Raw genomic sequence first — 18048 nt, 5'->3', positions numbered from 1 at the left:
CTTCCTGCCTTACGTTACGCTTTCGCTTTCGGCATCTGGGAAACCAGCGACAGATTGACGTCCATGCCTTCGACCTGGAAGTGCGGCACGGCAAACAGCTTCACGCGGAAGAAGCCCGGATTGTCCTCTATATCCTCAACTACCACTTTTGCATCGCGCAGCGGGTGTGAAGCCTGCAGTTCATCGCCCGGATCGGTCATTTCGGTCACCAGGCTACGCACCCAGGTGTTGAGCTCCAGCTCAAGCAGGCGACGATCCTTGGTGGTGCCGATGTTTTCACGCTGAATGAGCTTCAGGTAGTGCGCGATACGCGACAGCAGGAAGATGTAGGGCAGGCGCGAGTTAATCCGGCTGTTTGCGGTAGCTTCCGCAGTGTCGTACAGCGCCGGTTTCTGGGCCGAGTTGGCCGAGAAGAAGCAGGCGTAATCGCGGTTCTTGTAATAGGAAAGCGGAATAAAGCCGAGACTGGCGAACTCAAATTCGCGGGTTTCCGGCAGCATCACCTCTGACGGAATTTTCACCTGATTGCCGGTGCCGAGGTCATACAGATGAATGGGCAGATCCTGCACAGCACCACCGGCCTGCGGCCCTCGGATCTGCACGCACCAGCCGTTGTTGATGAAGCTTTTCACCATATTTGCGGCAAAGGCGAAGGAGGCGTTGGTCCACAGGTATTTATCGTGTTGCGGCCCCTTCACCTCTTCGACGTAGTTGAAGCTGCGCACCGGCACGGTATCCGGACCATACGGCAGGCGGCCCAGCACGCGCGGCATCACCAGACCGATGTAGCGAGAGTCGTCGGTGTCGCGGAAGTTTTTCCATTTGATATACTCGGCGCGATCGAAGTAGTTGCCGATATCTTTGATGGCCGCAACCTGCTCCATGCTGTCCTTTAAAAAGAACTTCGGTCCCGCCGAGCCAATAAACGGCATGTGCGCGGCGGCGGCGACTTTTGATATATTACGCATCAGCGCCACATCCTGAGCGGATGCATCGAACTCATACGCGGAGATAACAGCGGCAACAGGTTCACCGCCCGGGGTGTCGTATTCCGCGATATACGTCTGCTTATACAGCCCGCTCTGAATAATTTCCGGAAAGTCCTCGAAGTCCTGGCGCAGCTCCTCTTTAGACAAATCGAGTAATTCCAGCTTTACGTTCTGGCGAAAATCGGTTTTATCAACCAGCGATTTAAGCCCGCGCCAGACGCCCTCAGTGCGCTGAAAATCCGGGTGATGCATGACTTCATCAAGCTGACGGCCGATCTGAAAATCCAGCTCCGCAATATGATGGTCGAGGATCGTCTTATCCAGCTTCTCCACTTTGTGCCCGGATTTTTGCAGACACTGCATAAATACTTTCACCGCGGCGGTCACGCGGGCATCAACGGAGGTTTCCGCCATCACGGTAGTATCATCAAAACCGTTTAAATCACCGAGTTCAGCCACCGGCGTTAAATTAATTTTGTCAAACAGGGAGGCATATACTCCACCCTGAGGCAGGTATTTTTCGACAGTGGCGTCACCCGCCAGATTCTGGGATTCATTATTGACTGACATTAGCATTTACTCGTCATTATTCCGTGAAAAGAACTTCCAGTAATTAATCCTGGGCCGGGGCAAGCGCATTCAGCTCATTGCGCAACTCTTCGGAAAGCGCGGGATCTTTTAATATGGTTTCCAGCTCTTTCCGGAAAGTCATATTATCAAGAAGATTTGATTTCAAATCGCGCAGCAGATTGCGCATAGAGAGCATTGCCCGAAGCTGCGGTATTTGACGTGCCACCGCCTCCGGCTCAAAATCCTTCATATTCTGAAAATACAGCTTCACATCTTCTTCAGAACCATCGTTGGCGAGGGTGTTTTTAACGGTGAGATTTACTTCGGGATTAAGATTAGCCAGGACGCTGTTAAAATTGTTCTTGTTGATGTCGATCTTATCGCGCTCAGAAAGCATGCCCTCTGCCTTGCCGTTACTGAAGTCACCCACGCTCAGGAGCTTTAACGGTAGCTCTACTTTCTTCTGGACTCCCCCGGTCAAAAGATCCAGTTTTATATTTACACGCGCACGAGGTATTTCGTTCTGAAATGATTCAGACATATATACTTATCTCCTGAATAAATTAATCACTTAATCTGAAATATTGTTACCATAGCGGATGTGGCTTTTTTGTTTTTACTCTAAATTTATCGCCACGTAAAGCATCAATAATTAAAATAACCCTTAACAGCAACCGCTAATTAAAACTCACCCGCGCCATAAGCCCGACATAACAGGCCTGGAACGACGCCGACCGTCAATGTTTATTTGAAATAAAACCACGCAGCATAAAACAAATAACATTCACATCAGCAATAATGGCAATTCGATTAATAACTGAAATAATAAAACATTATTTTTCAAGTCCAATACTGGACATTTAAAAAATCACAAGCGGCATAGATCGTTTAATTTACTGCTGATATATGAAAATAATCGGCTGGATTGAAGGCGGGCAAGCTGCCAGCAGGATGCCCCTGATCATTAAGGCTAACGGATCGCGTCGACGGGCAAGCGAAAGCTGAGGTGGCCGACATTTACCGCTAAAACGCGGTCAGTCGGCTCTCAAAAAAGAAAAAACCCGGACGGCAATCGCTTTGCCATCCGGGTTTAGAGCGGGCTACGCTATTTACAGCGCCAATTAGTTCGCCGTAGCGGCGGACGGTTCAAGTTTTGGGCCCGCCAGGGCCAGGCGCGCGCCGGCCTCGGTATCGCTATATTGGCTGAAGTTATCGATAAACAGCCGGGCCAGACTTTCGGCTTTCTCCTGCCAGCCGTCGGCAGAGCTCCAGCCGCTGCGCGGATCGAGCAGCGCGCCGTCAACGCCCGGGATATTCTCAGGAATTGCCAGGCCAAAGACCGGGATCGTCTCGGGGCGCAGAGGGCCGGTGGTATCATTTAAGATAGCGCTGATAATGCTGCGGGTATCGCGTAACGACAGGCGTTTCCCTTCTCCGTTCCAGCCGGTATTAACCAGCCAGGCTTCCGCGCCGGCTTCCGCCATTTTTGCGGCCAGCACGCTGGCGTACTGCGTTGGGTGCAGCAGCAGGAACGCCGCGCCGTAGCAGGCGGAGAAAGTTGGCGTCGGCTGGGTGATACCGCGCTCGGTCCCGGCCAGCTTCGAGGTGAAGCCCGACAGGAAGTGGTACTGCATCTGTTCGGTCGTCAGACGTGACACCGGCGGCAGCACGCCGAAAGCGTCGGCGGCGAGGAAAATCACCCGCGCCGGATGGCCGGCACGAGATACCGGTTTGACGATATTTTCGATATGCGACAGCGGATATGAAACGCGGGTATTTTCGGTCTTGCTGCCGTCGGCATAATCCACCGTGCCGTCAGCTCTGACTACCACATTTTCCAGCAGCGCATTGCGGCGAATCGCCTGATAAATTTCCGGTTCCGCCTGCGGATCAAGATTGATGGTTTTGGCGTAGCAGCCGCCTTCAAAATTGAATACGCCATCGTCATCCCAGCCGTGCTCATCGTCGCCGATAAGCTGGCGCAGCGGATCGGTGGAAAGGGTCGTTTTGCCGGTACCGGAAAGGCCAAAGAACAGGGCCACGTCGCCCTCTTCACCGCGGTTAGCCGAGCAGTGCATTGAGGCAATGCCCTGCTGCGGCAGCAGATAGTTCATTACCGAGAAGAGCCCTTTTTTCATCTCTCCGCCGTACCAGGTGCCGCCAATGAGCTGAATTTTCTCACTCAGGTTAAATGCGACAAAGTTTTCAGAGTTAAGGCCCTGCTCCTGCCACTGGTCGTTGGTGCAGCCCGCGCCGTTGAGGACGACAAAGTCCGGCGTGAACTGCTCCAGCTCCTCAGCGTCGGGAACGATAAACATGTTTTTGACGAAATGAGCCTGCCACGCCACCTCGGTGACAAAGCGCACGCCGAGGCGCGTATCAGGGCTTGCCCCGCACCAGGCATCAACCACATACAGCTTTTTGCCGCTCAGCTGTCCGGCAACCCGCGTTTTGAGGCTGGTCCAAATCTCCGGCGTTAACGGTTTATTGTCGTTGCGGCCAAGCCCGGCATCGGACCACCAGACGGTGTCGCGGGTCAGGTCATCCCTGACGATATATTTGTCGCGCGGCGAACGTCCGGTAAATATCCCGGTATCAACGGCTACGGCGCCGGATGCGGTCATCACGCCGCGCGCTGCGCCGGTGAGTTCCGGGCTGGTTTCATGGGCAATCAGCAGGTCGTAATCGGGGTTATAAAATAACTCGCTGCTATCCTTAATGCCAAGCTCCAGCAGAGCCTGTTTTACTGATTCAATACGTGGCATGGAACTCCTGACAAACAACTGGCTAGTAAGATGTATTCATTATTTCAGCCCGCTATTGCGTTCTTCTGTAAATTCCCTTCTGGAAAAAATCCACAGCAAAATGAAATAACAGGATGAGCCGCCTGGAGCAGCGATTTTATAACGGTGCTCGTAGGGTATCGCCTGTACTTTACTAATACTCGTATTTACAACTAAGGAATACGCTAAATCTGAGAAAAATGTTAACACCTGTGGTTGGTTATGTTAATTGCATAGTTTCTATGCGTTATGCTAAAATTGCATAGCATTAAATACAGCGTAAGGAACGGGTCCGTGCTGGCGAATCTTGAAGTGAAGTGGCTGTACGATGTCATTGCTCTGGAGGAGTCCAGAAGCTTTACCCTGGCGGCTAAAACCAGAAATATATCGCAGTCCTCCTTCAGCCGCAGGATTCAGGCGCTTGAAGCGTCGCTAGGCTTCAGCATTTTCGACCGCGGCGTTAACCCGCTGCAGCTCACCACCCGCGGAAAGATCTTCGTCGGCTATGCGCGAAATATGCTGGACGACATGGATTTTCAGATCAGCCGCATTAAGGGGCTAAATAATACCACCCAGAAAATAAGAATCGATGCCGCTCCGTCGCTCTCAGTTTTGGTACTTCCGGAATTAATTGCCGGCTACACCGACATAAAAAATAAAACCTTCCATGTAGAATCGATTAACGTTAACGAGGCCGTATTTAACCTCAAGGAAGGCAAAAGCGACTTTATTCTGTCGTTTTATAATGAGGAGTTAATGAACTATCCGTTTATTAACCACAAAATATTTGACTCCTCGGTACATCTTGTTTCGCCCTGCGATGATAGCGGCAGGCCGCTCTTTCATCTGCACCGCGGCGTCTTGCCGCTGATGAGGTATGCCAACGATAGCTATATGGGGCGCCAGGTCAATCAGGTTATCGACCGCACGCCGGGGATCACCTTCTCGCTAACCTTCGTCTCTTCGATGAGTGAACTGCTTAAACGCATGATCCTCAACGGCGACGGCGTGGGCTGGCTGCCGCAATACTCTATCCAGCGCGAGCTCGATGAGGGCCGCCTGGCTATTATGGACGCCACCCTCTCACTGCCGATCGGGGCATATATGTATCGTTCCGGCTCGCGGCTGAACCAATCGGCCGAGCGCTTCTGGCAGCATATTAAATCCCGAAACGCCCCGCACGCCTGAGGTGCAGAATCGGCGATTTGCGCGAATTGCCGGTTAAATAACGAATTCGCCAGCTGACTGAAAATTCGCTATCATCCGCATCCCTTTTCCAGGCGTGCCGCCCGATGTCCACGATCGTTGATACCTTTATTGCCCCGCCGTGCCATGCAGAGATTGAGATCCTCTATCAGGACGATCATCTGCTGCTGATCGCTAAACCCGCCGGCCTGCTCAGCCTCTCGGGCAAAAACCCGCGCAATCTCGACTCGGTGCACCATCGGTTAGTCCAGACCTTTCCCGGCTGTACCCTGGTTCATCGTCTCGATTTCGGGACTTCCGGAGTGATGGTGATTGCCCGCAGCAGGGCCATCAACGCTGCCCTTTGCCAGCAGTTTAGCCAGCGCGCGGTGAGCAAGGTCTACAGCGCGCTGCTGTGCGGGCACCTGGCCGATGATGAAGGCGTGATAGACGCCCCCATCGCGAAAGACCCGGCGCTGTTTCCGCTGATGACCATTTGCGCCACCCGCGGCAAGCCGGCCCGCTCCCGCTATCGGGTGCTTGAGCGCCTGTATCGCCCGCAGGAAGACGGGACTCAGCTGCCGCTGACCCGGGTGCAGCTGACCCCGGAAACCGGGCGCACCCATCAGCTGCGCATTCACTGTCAGCTTGCAGGTCACCCTATTCTAGGCTGCGATCTCTACGGCGGTCTGCTGCTGCCGGGCACCGAGAGCACGCCGCGCCTGATGCTGCACGCCAGCGAGCTGCGCTTTACTCACCCGGTCAGCGGAGAGTTTATCAACGCCAGCAGCGCCAGCCCGTTCTGAAACCTGCCCGGTCGGCAGCGATTAAGACAGGGGCGCGTCCCAGATATCAACCAGCAGCAGCGTACCGAAACTCCCGGTCGGTACGTGGTGCACGGCGCCCTTCGGCACAAAGCAGTAATCGCCAGCAGCGAGGTTGAACCGCCTGCCGTCAATAACCAGCGGAAGCTCCCCTTCCAGTACCAGCAGCAGTTCATCGAAATCAGCATGCGCTTCGGGGGCGATACCCTCGCCGCCCATTTTTATGACCTTTATTGCGCTATTGCCTACCGTTCCCAATACCCGCGAGCGCCAGACCTGCTCCAGTCCGGCGGCGATCCGGTAAACAGAGTTAATCTCCATCAATGCCTCCTGCAGGGAATGCCAGCCGCAATAAATAACCGATCGGCGCCGTCGCGCAAATGCGGATATGTTAGTTGCATACGCAAAATCATTCGCTTTGCCGGGGAGAGTCTGACAGGTGGCCTATATCGATGAGGTCGCAAAGGCGCCGGGCGTGATGCCGAAATGCAGGCGGAAGTATTTAATCAGGTGGCTTTGATCGTAAAATCCGACGTCCGTCGCCACCTGCGCGGCGCCGAAGCCTTTCGCCAGCAGCCCTTTGGCTCTGACCAGGCGCAGCTGCGTCAGGTACTGGTGGACCGATAGCCCGGTCTGCGCCTGGAAGGTGCGCATAAAATGGAACTCGCTCAGCCCGGCAACCTCGGCAATCTCCTTAACCGCCAGCGGCTGCTGATAAGCACAGTGTAAAAACTCGATGGCGCGCCGAATATCGGCGCGGATCGCGTCCCGTCGGCCGCCGCGGGCGCTGCGTCCGGCATAGCGCCCCACCAGCATATTCAGCACCTGGTACATCAGGCACTCTTTTTCCAGCGGGTCGCGGCTGGCGCCAAGCACGGCGGAGGCCTGCAGCATGCTGCGGGCCATCAGCGGATCGTGCCGCATCCCTTCGCCGCCAAAATGGACCTCGCCGGTGCCGGTGAGTACCGTTGCGGCCACCTCATCAATCAGCTGCGCCGAAGGATAAAATGCGCAGTAATCCCAGCCTTCATCGCGCTGTACCGCTTCGCCGGTGTGCACTTCGCCGGGCATGATCACCATCACCGTCCCCGCCGCCGCGATACCGCGCTCCCGGCAGATGCGCGTGCGCTGCGCCCCGCGGGCGAAAGCGGCGATCACATATTCATTATGAAAGTGCGGCGGATAGCTGTGCTCGTAGCAGGAGGCGCGGAGGATCTCCATCCCGCCGTGAAGCTCGCTGTCCCGCCAGAGCTTGATATCATCCCGCATCTCTTTCACCATGCCGGTACCCTTTTTATTGCGCAATATTGCTATTTCAATCAATGAGCAGGATTTTACTATAGCGATCCTCGGGATTTCTTAAGATTATCATTCAGTGATGCACAATTCGGGACTATTTGATGTTGATGAACAAGAAGACCTCGCCCAGGGATGAGGCAGCGGCGGAGTTTCGCGCGGGCATTATCGCCTGCCTGCCCACAATTCCCGGCTACTGGAGCATTGGGTTTGCCGCCGGAGCGATCGGCACATTATCCGGGTTCACCACCGCGCAGACGGCTTTACTGGCGAGCGCGCTGTACGCGGGCTCCGCCCAGTTCCTGTTTTATTCGCTGTGGGCCACGGGCGCCGAAGTCGCCTCGGTGGTGCTGAGCGTGCTGCTGGTGAACCTCCGTTATCTGCTGATGAGCTCCGCCATGAGCGTATTTTTTCGGGAATACAGCACCGGGCAAAAAATTATCAGCGGGCTGCTGCTGACCGACGAAACCTTCGGCGTCGCGGTCCAGCGCGGCAGCGCGCACAACAAAGTGCCCTACGCGTGGATGCTCGGGCTTAACGTCGCCGCGTGGCTGAACTGGATCCTCGCCTGCGTGGTGGGCGCAGGATTAGCCTCCGCCCTTCCGCCGTCGCTGATGGAGGGGCTGAGCTTCAGCCTGGTGTCGATGTTTATCGGGCTGGTGCTGATGATCTGGTTTGCCAGCCGACGCAAGGTGCTGGAGGCCTTCAGCATTGCGACGGCGGTGGTCATCACGCTGTTCACCGCCGGGCACACCGATATGAGCGTGGTGGTCATCGTGGCGGCATCGGTCGCGGCAACGCTGGCGACGGTCGGGCTGCGCCTGTCGTCTAAAGGGGAAAAATAAGATGGAACGAAATATCATCCTTGCCATTCTCGCCTCCGCGCTGGTCACCGCGCTGATGCGCACGGTACCTGTGTTACTGCTTTCGCGATTTCGCCTGGCGCCGGTTCTCCAGCAGTGGCTGAGCTTTATTCCGTCAGCCATTATGGCGGCAATTATCGCCGCGGAGCTGCTCGGCAAGCCGGCGCTGAGCGGTTCGGGCATCAGTATTTCGCTGCTGGCCGCCGCCGCCGCGACGGTGGCCGGTGTACTCACCCGTAGTCTGTTTGCCACGGTGATTGCGGGGATGGTCGCTTTTTCCGCACTGAGCTACCTGCTGCTTTAATTCTGCTCCTCGGCCACGCTCCGCGTGGCCTTTTCATTATCAGTTTTACCCAACGCGTTAAATTCAAATAGCGGCATTGCAAATGCAAATATCATATTTGCTCGTTAATCACCGCCTCTGTAGCTTGTAGTTTATTCATGCTTTCCATGAAATAAACTTCAGGGCGCGACGGCGGCACATGATTAAACTCGAAAATATCCATAAGACCTACCCCGGCAGCGCGCATGCGGCAATTAGCAATCTTAACCTGACGATTAATAGCGGCGAACTGTGCACCTTTGTTGGCCCCAGCGGCTGCGGTAAAACCACCCTATTACGGATGATTAATCAGCTCGATAAACCGGACTCCGGTCACGTCTACGTTCAGGGAGTAAAAATAGCCGATAGCGATATTATCCAGCTGCGCCGCAAAATTGGCTTTGTGATGCAGAGCGCGGCGTTATTTCCGCACCGCACGGTGGCGCAAAATATCGCTACGGTGCCGCGTCTGCTCGGCTGGAACAAAACGCAGATCCGCGCGCGCATTGCCGAGCTGGTCGATTTAATGTCGCTGGACCGCCTGCTCCTTGAGCGCTATCCGCACCAGCTTTCCGGCGGGCAGCAGGGACGCGTCGCCATCGCCCGGGCGCTGGCGGCCGACCCGCCGGTGCTGCTGATGGATGAGCCCTTTGCCGCTATCGACCCGCTGGTGCGCGAGCGCCTCCAGGACGAGCTTCTGCTGCTCCAGCAGCGCCTGCATAAAACGATCGTGCTGGTGACGCACGATATTAACGAGGCCATCCGCCTGGGCGACAGAATTGCCATTTTCGAGGAGGGCGGCGTGCTGGCGCAGTTTGCCTCCCCTGACCATATTTTATCGCACCCGGCCAGCGAGTTTGTCCGCCGCTTTATTGGCCCCGAGCCCAACCTCAAGCGGCTGGGCATGATTCAGGTAGGCCAGCTTCCGCGCCATGACGTGGCGCTGGTCGATGAGCAATATACGCCTATCGCCAGCAGCCACCCGACGCTCAGCAGCTCGCTGCAGCTGATCCTCGATAAGCACCAGCGCCCGCTGCAGTGGTTCGACCCGCACAGGCGAATCTCGCTGCCGGTCACCCAGCCGCTGGCCGCGCTGCATAGCCTGCGTTTTGCCTACAGCGCCCTGCTGGATGCGCCGGGCGGCGTGCTGGTGCATGTCGACAGCAGCGGAAAATATCAGGGCGCCATTTCGCACTCATTGCTCCAGCACGTGCTGGATGGTCTGGTGGAAATTCGTCGTTATGGTTGACTGGCAGTGGATCGTCGACAACCGGATGATGATTGGTGCGCTGCTGTGGCAGCATACGCAGCTGGTGGTTATCTCGCTGTTTTTTGGCACCCTGCTGACGGGATTACTGATTATCCTGACCCTGCGCTGGCCGAAGGCCGCACAGCCACTGCTCTATCTCTGCGGGGTCCTGTTTACGATCCCCTCGCTGGCGCTGTTCATTTTACTGCTGCCGTTTACCGGCCTGTCGCTGACCACCTCAGTCATCGGCCTGACGCTCTATTCCCTGCTGATCCTGCTGCGCAACACCCTTGCCGGCATCGAGAAGCTGCCGGCGGCGGTGCTGGAGTCGGCCCGCGCGCTGGGCTACACCCGCGGCTATCGTTTTTTCGATATCGAGCTGCATCTGCTGGCGCCGTCGCTTTTTGCCGGTCTGCGCATTGCCTCAGTTACCCTCGTTGGTCTGGTGACGGTGACCGCGCTCATTGGCCAGGGCGGGCTGGGGCAGCTGCTGCTGGCGGGGTTTAACCAGGATTTTATCACTCCTGTCATTGTCAGCCTGGCGTTGAGCCTCGCGCTGTCGCTGTTATTTGACTCTCTGATAGCCCGCGTTGGCTATTGGATTACGCCCTGGGCACGCTGATGGACATCATACAGGCAACGCTGGGCTGGTTTTTACAGCCCGAACACTGGCTCACCGACAGCGGTATCCTGGTGCGCCTGCGGGAGCATATTTATTACGTTACGCTGAGCATGCTGATCGCCTCGGCCATTGCCCTGCCCACGGGGATCGCTCTTGGCTACTGGCGAAAAGGCGCCTTTATAATCATTAACTTATTTAATATCGGCAGGGCTATTCCGGCGCTAGGATTAATTTTACTGTGCATTCTTTTATTTGGCTTTAACGATATTCCGCTATTCGCCGCGCTGGTCGCCATGTCCGTTCCGCCGATTCTCACCAACGCCTGGGTCGGGATCTATCATGCCGACCGCCAGCTATGCGATGCGGCGAAAGCGCTGGGCATGACGCCGCTGCAAAGCCTTTGGCAGCTGCGGATCCCGCTGGCCGCGCCGCTTATTTTCGCCGGGATGCGCACGGCGCTGGTACAGCTGATCGCCACCGCCGTCGTCGCGGCCTATGCCGGGCTCGGCGGCCTCGGCCGGTTTCTGATCGACGGACTCGGCCAGCGCGATATTCCCCAGGTGATCGCCGGCTCGCTGGTGGTATCGCTGCTGGCCATCGGCAGCGAGCTGCTCTTTTCATTCATTGACCGGCGCTTCACCCATACCGTCAGCACCCCGGAGTATTAATTTTTATCACCCGTAGCGGCGTCCCGAATATTTCAACCGGGCCGCAGCGTACCCGTGGCTTAACGCATCACGGATATTTATACACTTAGCGAGGCACTATGCAGAATATATTAGCTTTCCCTTTTCATCATCGCCGTTTTCGCCTGTCCCTGTTAGCCGTAGGTTTACTCAGCTTAAGCTTTAGCTCATTAGCGGAAAGCGTCACGATTGGCGGCGCTAATTTCACCGAGAGCTCTATTCTCGCTAATATTTATGCCAGCGCGCTGAAGAAAAATAATATTGAGGTCAGCACGCGGCTTAATCTCGGCAACCGCGAGATTATTATTCCGGCATTAAAGAGCGGCGAAATTGATATTGTGCCGGAATATCTTGGCGCCCTGCTTAACTATTACGACGGTAAAACCCTGGCCACCAGCCAGAGCGATGTCAGCGCCGAGCTTGCTAAAGCCCTGCCCGCCGACTTCGCGCTGCTGACGCCTTCGCCGGCAACCTCGATTACCGCGTGGGCCGTTCGCGCCGACACGGCGAAAAAATACGGTTTGAGTAAGCTTTCCGATCTGCAGCCCATCGCTCATGAGCTGACGATCGGCGGGCCGCCGGAGCTGGCGGTACGCGCGCTCGGCCTGCCGGGCCTTAAGCGCGTCTATGGAATCGAATTTAAGGCGGTAAAGTCTCTTGATATGGGCGGGCCGCTGACCCGCCTGGCGCTCAACTCCGGCAAAATCGACGTCGCGACGGTTATCTCCACCCAGGGCAACCTGGCGAAAGAGGACTGGGTGGTGCTGGCCGACGATAAGCACGAGCAGCCGAGCCAGAACGTGGTGCCGCTGGTGCGTAAAGCCAGCCTGACGCCGACGGTGAGCAAGGTGCTGAACGAGGTATCCGGCAAGCTGAATAACGCCGCTCTGATTGAGCTCAATCAGCAGGTCGATCTGCAGCATAAAGACCCGGCAGCGGTTGCCGAACAGTGGGTCAATACCCATCTGGCAAGCCACTAATCTCTCCATGCCAGGGATCGGCAATGACAGGAAACGAGCCGCAAAATGTCTGAAAATCATATGATTCTGAACCTGTTTTTCTTTAATCCGCAGGGGGATTACCGGTTCTCATGGCGCCATCCGCAGGCGCCGGGCAAAGAAATTTTCACCCTCGGCTACTACGCGGAGCTGGCGAAGAAGGCCGAGGCCGCCACCCTTGACGCCATTTTCATCGCCGATCACATCGCCATCTGGGATACGGTACCCAGCGGCTTAACCCACTACGCGAACGCGCGCCTGGAGCCCATTACCCTGCTCGCCGCCCTCGCCGCCGTGACCGAACATATTGGCCTGATGGGCACCGCCTCCACCTCCTACAACGAGCCTTACAACCTTGCCCGCTATTTCGCCTCGCTGGACTTCCTCAGCAACGGCCGGGCGAGCTGGAACGTGGTCACCTCGTGGCTGGAAGAGGAAGCGGCGAACTTCGGCCTCGACCAGCTTCCGCAGCACGGCAACCGCTACCAGCGCGCCGGGGAGTTTATCGATGTCGTCACCCGGCTTTGGGACTCCTGGGAGGACGATGCCGTGCTGTATGACAAAGCGAGCGGCCTGTTTGCCGATTCGCATAAGGTGCACCACCTCAACCATCGAGGTGAGTTCTTTAACGTTCGCGGACCGCTCAACGTCCCGCGTCCGCCGCAGGGCCATCCGGTGCTGGTACAGGCGGGATCTTCCGAGGCGGGGAAAAACCTCGCCGCGGCGTGGTCAGATATGCACTTCGTGTTCATTAAATCCATTGCCGAGGGCCTGGCCTATCGTCAGGAGATGAATCAGCGGCTGCGTGGCTACGGGCGCGATCCGGCGCACTTTAAAATCATCGCCGGCGTTCTGCCCGTGGTGGTCAATTCCGACGCCGAGAAGGAGGAGCGGCAGCGGCTTAACGAGCGTTTGATGAGCGACCAGATGGCGATAGATCTGCTCTCATCCTATCTGCGGATGGATTTAAGCGCCCATTCGCCGGACCAGCCCCTGCCGCCGCTGCCGGACGAGGAGACGTTTGACGGCATCCGCACCGCGCTGCGGCTTATCCGCCACTACGATCCCAGCCTGACCATTCTGCAGCTGGGTCGCCTGCTGCTGCAAAGCTCCGACAGCTGGCTGCTGATCGGCAGCGCGGAGGAGGTCGCCGAAGCGCTGACCGCCACCTGGCGCGCCGGCGCGGCGGACGGATTTAACCTGATGTTCCCGCTGCTGCCGGGGGATTTCGATCGCTTCGTCGACCAGGTGGTGCCGATTCTGCAGCGTAACGGCGCGATGCGCACCAGCTACCCGCCGGGCACGCTGCGGGAGAAGCTCGGGCTACCGGCGGCGGAAAACCGCTTTGCTGCGGCCGATCCGCGCTAGCCCGCGCCGAAGGAGGCCCGGCCTCCTTCACAAACTTACAGCCGGGTCACGCCCCTTGTCGCCGCCTCAGCGCGCCACGCCAGCAGCTGCGCATACGGCTGGCGGGTCACGACGCTAAAATCGTCGATCAGCTGCGCCTCGCAAATATCCCGATACTGCGCCCCGCTAACCAGCTGATGCAGCGCCTCGCGTAAGAGCGCAATCGTCGCCGGCGGCGTATCCTTGCTGCTTATCAGCGGCAGCCCCGGCGCCGACGGGCTGCGTCCGATAACGCACAGACCGGCAAGCAGCGCCGGTTCGTGGCGCTGCAGCAGCGCCCAGCTGACGCAGTCAATCGCCGCAATATCGGCGGCTCCCTGCTGTAATTCAATCAGCGACTGGCGGTGGCTGCCGCTCCAGCGCACGGCGGAAAAAAACCGGCCGCTCTCGGCCAGCGGAGCCACCATGTTCCGCAGCGCATTGTAGCCGGACTGCGAATCTGGCGAATTGCAGACCGCCCGCCGCTGGCGAAAATCCGCCAGCGTCCGATGCTGATTCACCGCCTGGCTCACCAGCAGGCTGCGGTAGTTCACGCCTTCACACCCCGCCGCCGCGTAGTGAAAACAGCCGACGATCTGCACCTCCGGGAGCAGGGTCACCAGCGGATAGCCGCAGGTCTGGCTCAGCAGCAGCTGCGGATCGCGCCAGTGGTTCAGCAGCTCATCCCGGGGCCATCGCGTCGGCAGGTCCTCCACCGCCACCCCGCGGGCCGCGAGGATCTCGCGCAACGCCAGCCACAGCGCCCGCGTCTCTTCATGATTAACCGCATACATGGGAAAATCGACAACGTTACTCATGGTTCTCCCCCGCGCCGCTCTGCTTTTTAACGCCGGGATGGGCGTTCACCTCTACCGCACGGAACAAAAAGCGCCGCAGCCATTCGCCATAGCCGCGCACCAGAAATCCGTGGTTACGCTGCCGGTAGTTCTCCCGTTCGAGCAGATAAAGTTTACGCAATCCGTACCAGGGAACCCCCGGCAGGTCGTGATGGACTGAATGATAGTTCAGGTTAAGAAACAGCACGCGCCACGGCAGCCCCGCTTCATTAATCACCGAGCGCGCCAGCGGATCGTCGGCGGCCCGATGCTCAAGGAAGGAACGAACCTTGGTGAGCGCCAGCGCCGGATAGCTGACGACGGCGACAAAATAGAGTGGCGAAAAATCAACGCGCGCCATCAGCGCAAACAGGCCGGCCAGCAGCAGGCCGTGCGTAGTCCACATCGCCATCGCCGCCTTCTGACGCAGGCGAAAAGCGCGCCATGCGCTGACGAGCGTTTGCGCAATATCCAGCAGCGGCGCCAGCAGCAGCCGTCCGATAAAGGTGTTGCGCAGATGAATCACCTTGCGCTGCCAGGGCGCGAAACGCCGCCAGCGCTCGGCGGTAAAATAGTAGGATTCGGGATCATCGACCGGTATCGTGAGATGGTGATTATCGTGGTGCGCGAGATGCGAATCCCGGTACAGGCCGTAGGGATACCACACCGCCAGCGGCAGGATGCCCAGCAGCTGGTTCAGACGCGGCCAGCGCGTCGGATGGCCGTGTATCAGCTCATGCTGTAAAGACATATACCAGGCGCTAAACCAGATCAGCAGCAGCGTCGCCGGCAACAGCCCCAGGGTTTGCCAGTACGCGAGGGTGGCGAACCAGCCGCCGTAGATGGTGATAATCAGGAGCCAGGTCGGAAGTTCACTGCGCCATAGGCGGCTGCGTGAAAGCTGGTGAATCAGGTCGCGCTGCTGGGGGTGCAAATAGACAGACGTTTTTTTTGCCATTACTGCAAATACCGTTTCCGCGTTATCTTTTATCCTTCGAAGATGTGAGATAACACGGAGAATAACAAAGTATTTAAATCACTTAGCTTTGCCAGAACCGCGAGTTTGGCGAAGCGCTTGCAGGGCGCTGCCGATGCGGATGATGGCGGATATTGACCGCGGAGACGTCACCTCCCCGACCCGCGCGACTATGACCCCTATGCCTGGGCCGAAACCGTCCCCCGCGACTCGCCGATTATCCATATTAAACAAAGCATGTTGGATAAAGGCGGGCATCGACCGTTTACATTACAGTATAATGTTAACGGACGGATCCAACCCGAACCGCTGCCCGGCGCGCTCATACGCGGCGGCGCCGAGGATAACGAGATCTGCCTTGAGCTCAGTTTTAAAGAACGCGAACCGACCGATAGCCAGGTTGTCGCCGATATCGCTGAAAGCGTGGCCTTTTCGGCCCCGACATCGATAGCGGAGTCGAGGATCTGCAGGTCTAAATGATTGGGTCCGCATCGCCTGATGCCGACCGTTTAACAGGAGTGTGTCATGCCATCGTTAAGAGTCGCCTTTATCAAAGCCAACTGGCACGCGGAAATCGTCAGCCAGGCCGAGACCGGTTTCCGCCAGGAGCTGGATCGTCAGCAGGCGGAATACGCTGTCGATAGCTGGGATGTCCCCGGGGCGTTTGAAATGCCGCTGCTGGCCCAGCGGCTGGCGAAAAGCGGCAACTATGATGCCATCGTCTGCGCCGCGCTGGTGGTTGACGGCGGGATCTATCGCCATGACTTCGTGGCCCAGGCCGTGGTCAGCGGTCTGATGCAGGCGCAGCTGGCGACGGAAGTGCCGATGTTCTCGGTCTCTCTGACGCCGCACAACTTCCAGCCCGCCGCCGAATTTATCGATTTTTATCGCGAGCACTTCGTGAAAAAGGGCCAGGAAGCGGCGAAGGCGGTACTGCAGATCCATCGTCTGCCGCTGTCAAAAGCCTGAGAAGATGAAATTAAGCTCTCTTCCCGACGGCGACGAGTCCCTGAGCCTGCGGGCAGCCGGGCTCCACTAGTCACCGACGAGCTGACGGCGCAGGCCCTGCTCAATCCCCTGCTTTAGTCCCGACGGCCACGATAGCGGCCGCCGGGCTACTTCATCAGCGCCTGGAACTGCGGGTTAAACTCATCGAAAATAGGCAACGCGGCGGCGCCGAGCGCGGCGGTATCGGTGCCGGTCATCCCCATTTTCACCCGCATCCCCGTCAGGTAGCGCCCGCGCACCGACTGATACAGCGGCGGCAGGCGCGCCAGCACTTTTTCCAGCAGCGGCGCCGGCATCGTCCCGCCCACCACCACCGTTTCGGCATCAAAGACGCACTCCAGCAGGTTGATCGCCTGACGCAGCGGCGGCAGCGCGCTGTCAATCCAGCGGTCGAACAGCGCTTCATCCACCGCCAGCAGGTCTTCTGGCAGCGCCCGATAGGGGTCAAGGCCGCAGAACTCGTAGGCCGCCTGCAGCGAAACATAGCGCTCAAGGCAGCCCTGATTGCCGCAGTAGCACGTCCGGCCGCCCGGCTGGACGACGATATGCCCGACCTCCCCGGCGTTGTGCGCATGTCCGGTATAAATATGTCCGTCGGTAAAAATACCGGCGCCCAGCCCGGTACCGATATAGAGATAGACAAAGGAGTTCAGATGGCGGGCAACGCCGTGAAAACGCTCGCCGATGGCCGCCACCGTCGCGTCGTTTTCGAGGGTGACCGGCAGGCCGCTAAGCCGCGCCAGTTCAGATTCGACGTCCACGCCTTCCCAGCCGTTCAGAGTCGTCGGCCCGGTGGAGGAGATCCCCTCTACGCCAAAGGGCCCGGGCATCACCACGCCAATTCCCAGCACCCGGCCCCAGTCGAGCCCCGGCAGCATACGCAGCTCCTGTATAACTTCGCCAATGCGGGCAAAGGTGGCACCAGGCTGGGGCTTTTGCACCAAAATGAGCCGGCGAAAATGGATCTCGCCGGTGAGATCCACCAGCACCACGATCAGCGTTTGATGATCGAGATGAATGCCGATTGACCACGCGCTGGAAGGGTTGAGGCTCACCGGCACCGCGGGCTGGCCGCGCCCCGCCGCCCGCCGCGGCGCGTGGCTGGTGAGGATCTCCATCTGCTGCAGCTCGGCGACAATGTTAGAGACCGTTTGCGGGGTCAACGCGGTCAAGCGCGCCAGCTCCGCGCGGGTTAATTTGCCGTGCAGACGCACGGCTTCAATCACCACCCGCCGGTTGTGCACCCGCGCGTGCTCAAGGTTTGTTCCCGATGTTTTCATCATTTCCCTTCCTTGCCTTTCCCAGGCACCTGATGCTGCAATTCTAGCCCTCGTCACAAATCCCGCAACGACATTCTCAGGCTGACTTTCGCCTGGCACAAGCTTTGCTACGCTTATGCCAAGGGCCACGAATGACCTTGCGGCTGTATTGTCGCCCCGATTAAATCAATCAAAT

At 57.9% G+C, this 18048-nt stretch carries 18 protein-coding genes and 1 pseudogene; 11 read left to right on the top strand and 8 right to left on the bottom strand.

Annotated features, from left to right (window positions below; all coding sequences use genetic code 11):
* Window positions 1-14: 14 nt before the first annotated feature.
* From tssC to pckA, 3 genes are all read right to left on the bottom strand, one after another.
* Window positions 15-1565 (bottom strand): type VI secretion system contractile sheath large subunit, encoded by a 1551-nt coding sequence (tssC, locus tag NWP14_RS01935; RefSeq protein WP_375214683.1) that lies wholly within the window; start codon window positions 1563-1565, stop codon window positions 15-17.
* Between the two features lie 37 nt (window positions 1566-1602).
* The gene (gene tssB, locus NWP14_RS01930) at window positions 1603-2100 is read right to left on the bottom strand and encodes a type VI secretion system contractile sheath small subunit (protein WP_095101935.1); all 498 of its coding nucleotides are present in this window, start codon (window positions 2098-2100) and stop codon (window positions 1603-1605) included.
* A gap of 580 nt (window positions 2101-2680) precedes the next feature.
* Window positions 2681-4324, bottom strand: coding sequence for a phosphoenolpyruvate carboxykinase (ATP) (pckA, locus tag NWP14_RS01925; protein ID WP_375214682.1), 1644 nt, complete (start codon window positions 4322-4324; stop codon window positions 2681-2683).
* A gap of 312 nt (window positions 4325-4636) precedes the next feature.
* Here pckA and NWP14_RS01920 point away from each other — a divergent pair, with 312 nt between their 5' ends.
* Window positions 4637-5530 (top strand): LysR substrate-binding domain-containing protein, encoded by an 894-nt coding sequence (locus NWP14_RS01920; RefSeq protein ID WP_095101931.1) that lies wholly within the window; start codon window positions 4637-4639, stop codon window positions 5528-5530.
* Window positions 5531-5634: 104 nt separating this feature from the next.
* Complete coding sequence (locus NWP14_RS01915) at window positions 5635-6333, top strand: RluA family pseudouridine synthase (protein WP_346431277.1); 699 nt, start codon at window positions 5635-5637, stop codon at window positions 6331-6333.
* A gap of 21 nt (window positions 6334-6354) precedes the next feature.
* On the opposite strand, the gene NWP14_RS01910 is transcribed toward NWP14_RS01915, so the two are convergent.
* Together NWP14_RS01910 and NWP14_RS01905 are read right to left on the bottom strand one after the other, a co-directional pair.
* Entirely contained in the window at window positions 6355-6672 is a 318-nt protein-coding gene (locus NWP14_RS01910; protein WP_346431276.1) for a cupin domain-containing protein, read from the bottom strand.
* 123 nt (window positions 6673-6795) lie between these two features.
* Window positions 6796-7620, bottom strand: coding sequence for an AraC family transcriptional regulator (locus NWP14_RS01905; protein ID WP_095102282.1), 825 nt, complete (start codon window positions 7618-7620; stop codon window positions 6796-6798).
* Between the two features lie 131 nt (window positions 7621-7751).
* Between NWP14_RS01905 and NWP14_RS01900 the strand changes: the two genes are divergently transcribed.
* From NWP14_RS01900 to NWP14_RS01870, 7 genes are all read left to right on the top strand, one after another.
* Entirely contained in the window at window positions 7752-8492 is a 741-nt protein-coding gene (locus tag NWP14_RS01900) for an AzlC family ABC transporter permease (protein ID WP_331834383.1), read from the top strand.
* Window position 8493: 1 nt separating this feature from the next.
* On the top strand, window positions 8494-8814 hold the full coding sequence (locus NWP14_RS01895; RefSeq protein WP_095101923.1) for an AzlD domain-containing protein: 321 nt from the start codon (window positions 8494-8496) through the stop codon (window positions 8812-8814).
* Between the two features lie 178 nt (window positions 8815-8992).
* On the top strand, window positions 8993-10081 hold the full coding sequence (locus NWP14_RS01890; RefSeq protein WP_331834384.1) for an ABC transporter ATP-binding protein: 1089 nt from the start codon (window positions 8993-8995) through the stop codon (window positions 10079-10081).
* On the top strand, window positions 10074-10703 hold the full coding sequence (locus tag NWP14_RS01885; protein WP_095101919.1) for an ABC transporter permease: 630 nt from the start codon (window positions 10074-10076) through the stop codon (window positions 10701-10703). Before NWP14_RS01890 ends, NWP14_RS01885 begins: the two co-directional genes overlap by 8 nt.
* Window positions 10703-11371 (top strand): ABC transporter permease, encoded by a 669-nt coding sequence (locus NWP14_RS01880; RefSeq protein ID WP_095101917.1) that lies wholly within the window; start codon window positions 10703-10705, stop codon window positions 11369-11371. Before NWP14_RS01885 ends, NWP14_RS01880 begins: the two co-directional genes overlap by 1 nt.
* A 98-nt stretch (window positions 11372-11469) precedes the next feature.
* Window positions 11470-12369: an ABC transporter substrate-binding protein gene (locus NWP14_RS01875; protein ID WP_095101915.1), complete on the top strand. Its 900-nt coding sequence runs from the start codon at window positions 11470-11472 to the stop codon at window positions 12367-12369.
* A 45-nt stretch (window positions 12370-12414) separates the two neighbouring features.
* Window positions 12415-13755 carry an NtaA/DmoA family FMN-dependent monooxygenase gene (locus tag NWP14_RS01870; RefSeq protein ID WP_375214681.1) on the top strand — a complete coding sequence of 447 codons (1341 nt, stop codon included), beginning with the start codon at window positions 12415-12417 and terminating at the stop codon, window positions 13753-13755.
* Between the two features lie 35 nt (window positions 13756-13790).
* Here NWP14_RS01870 and NWP14_RS01865 read toward each other — a convergent pair whose 3' ends face one another.
* Complete coding sequence (locus tag NWP14_RS01865) at window positions 13791-14591, bottom strand: phosphate/phosphite/phosphonate ABC transporter substrate-binding protein (protein ID WP_375214680.1); 801 nt, start codon at window positions 14589-14591, stop codon at window positions 13791-13793.
* Window positions 14584-15567, bottom strand: coding sequence for a fatty acid desaturase (locus NWP14_RS01860; RefSeq protein WP_375214679.1), 984 nt, complete (start codon window positions 15565-15567; stop codon window positions 14584-14586). The genes NWP14_RS01865 and NWP14_RS01860 overlap by 8 nt, the downstream gene beginning before the upstream one ends.
* Before the next feature lie 124 nt (window positions 15568-15691).
* Here NWP14_RS01860 and NWP14_RS01855 point away from each other — a divergent pair.
* Window positions 15692-16061, top strand: a pseudogene (locus NWP14_RS01855) (aminotransferase); the annotation flags it as partial.
* Between the two features lie 49 nt (window positions 16062-16110).
* Window positions 16111-16554: a 6,7-dimethyl-8-ribityllumazine synthase gene (locus NWP14_RS01850; protein ID WP_346431274.1), complete on the top strand. Its 444-nt coding sequence runs from the start codon at window positions 16111-16113 to the stop codon at window positions 16552-16554.
* Between the two features lie 146 nt (window positions 16555-16700).
* Here the strand turns inward: NWP14_RS01850 and NWP14_RS01845 are convergent, their stop codons facing one another.
* Window positions 16701-17873, bottom strand: coding sequence for an ROK family transcriptional regulator (locus NWP14_RS01845; RefSeq protein ID WP_095101906.1), 1173 nt, complete (start codon window positions 17871-17873; stop codon window positions 16701-16703).
* Window positions 17874-18048 lie beyond the last annotated feature (175 nt).

The sequence above is a fragment of the Klebsiella sp. C349492 genome, from assembly GCF_042055345.1.
Classification (GTDB): domain Bacteria; phylum Pseudomonadota; class Gammaproteobacteria; order Enterobacterales; family Enterobacteriaceae; genus Klebsiella; species Klebsiella scottii.
This window is presented reverse-complemented; position numbering and strand designations above follow the sequence as displayed.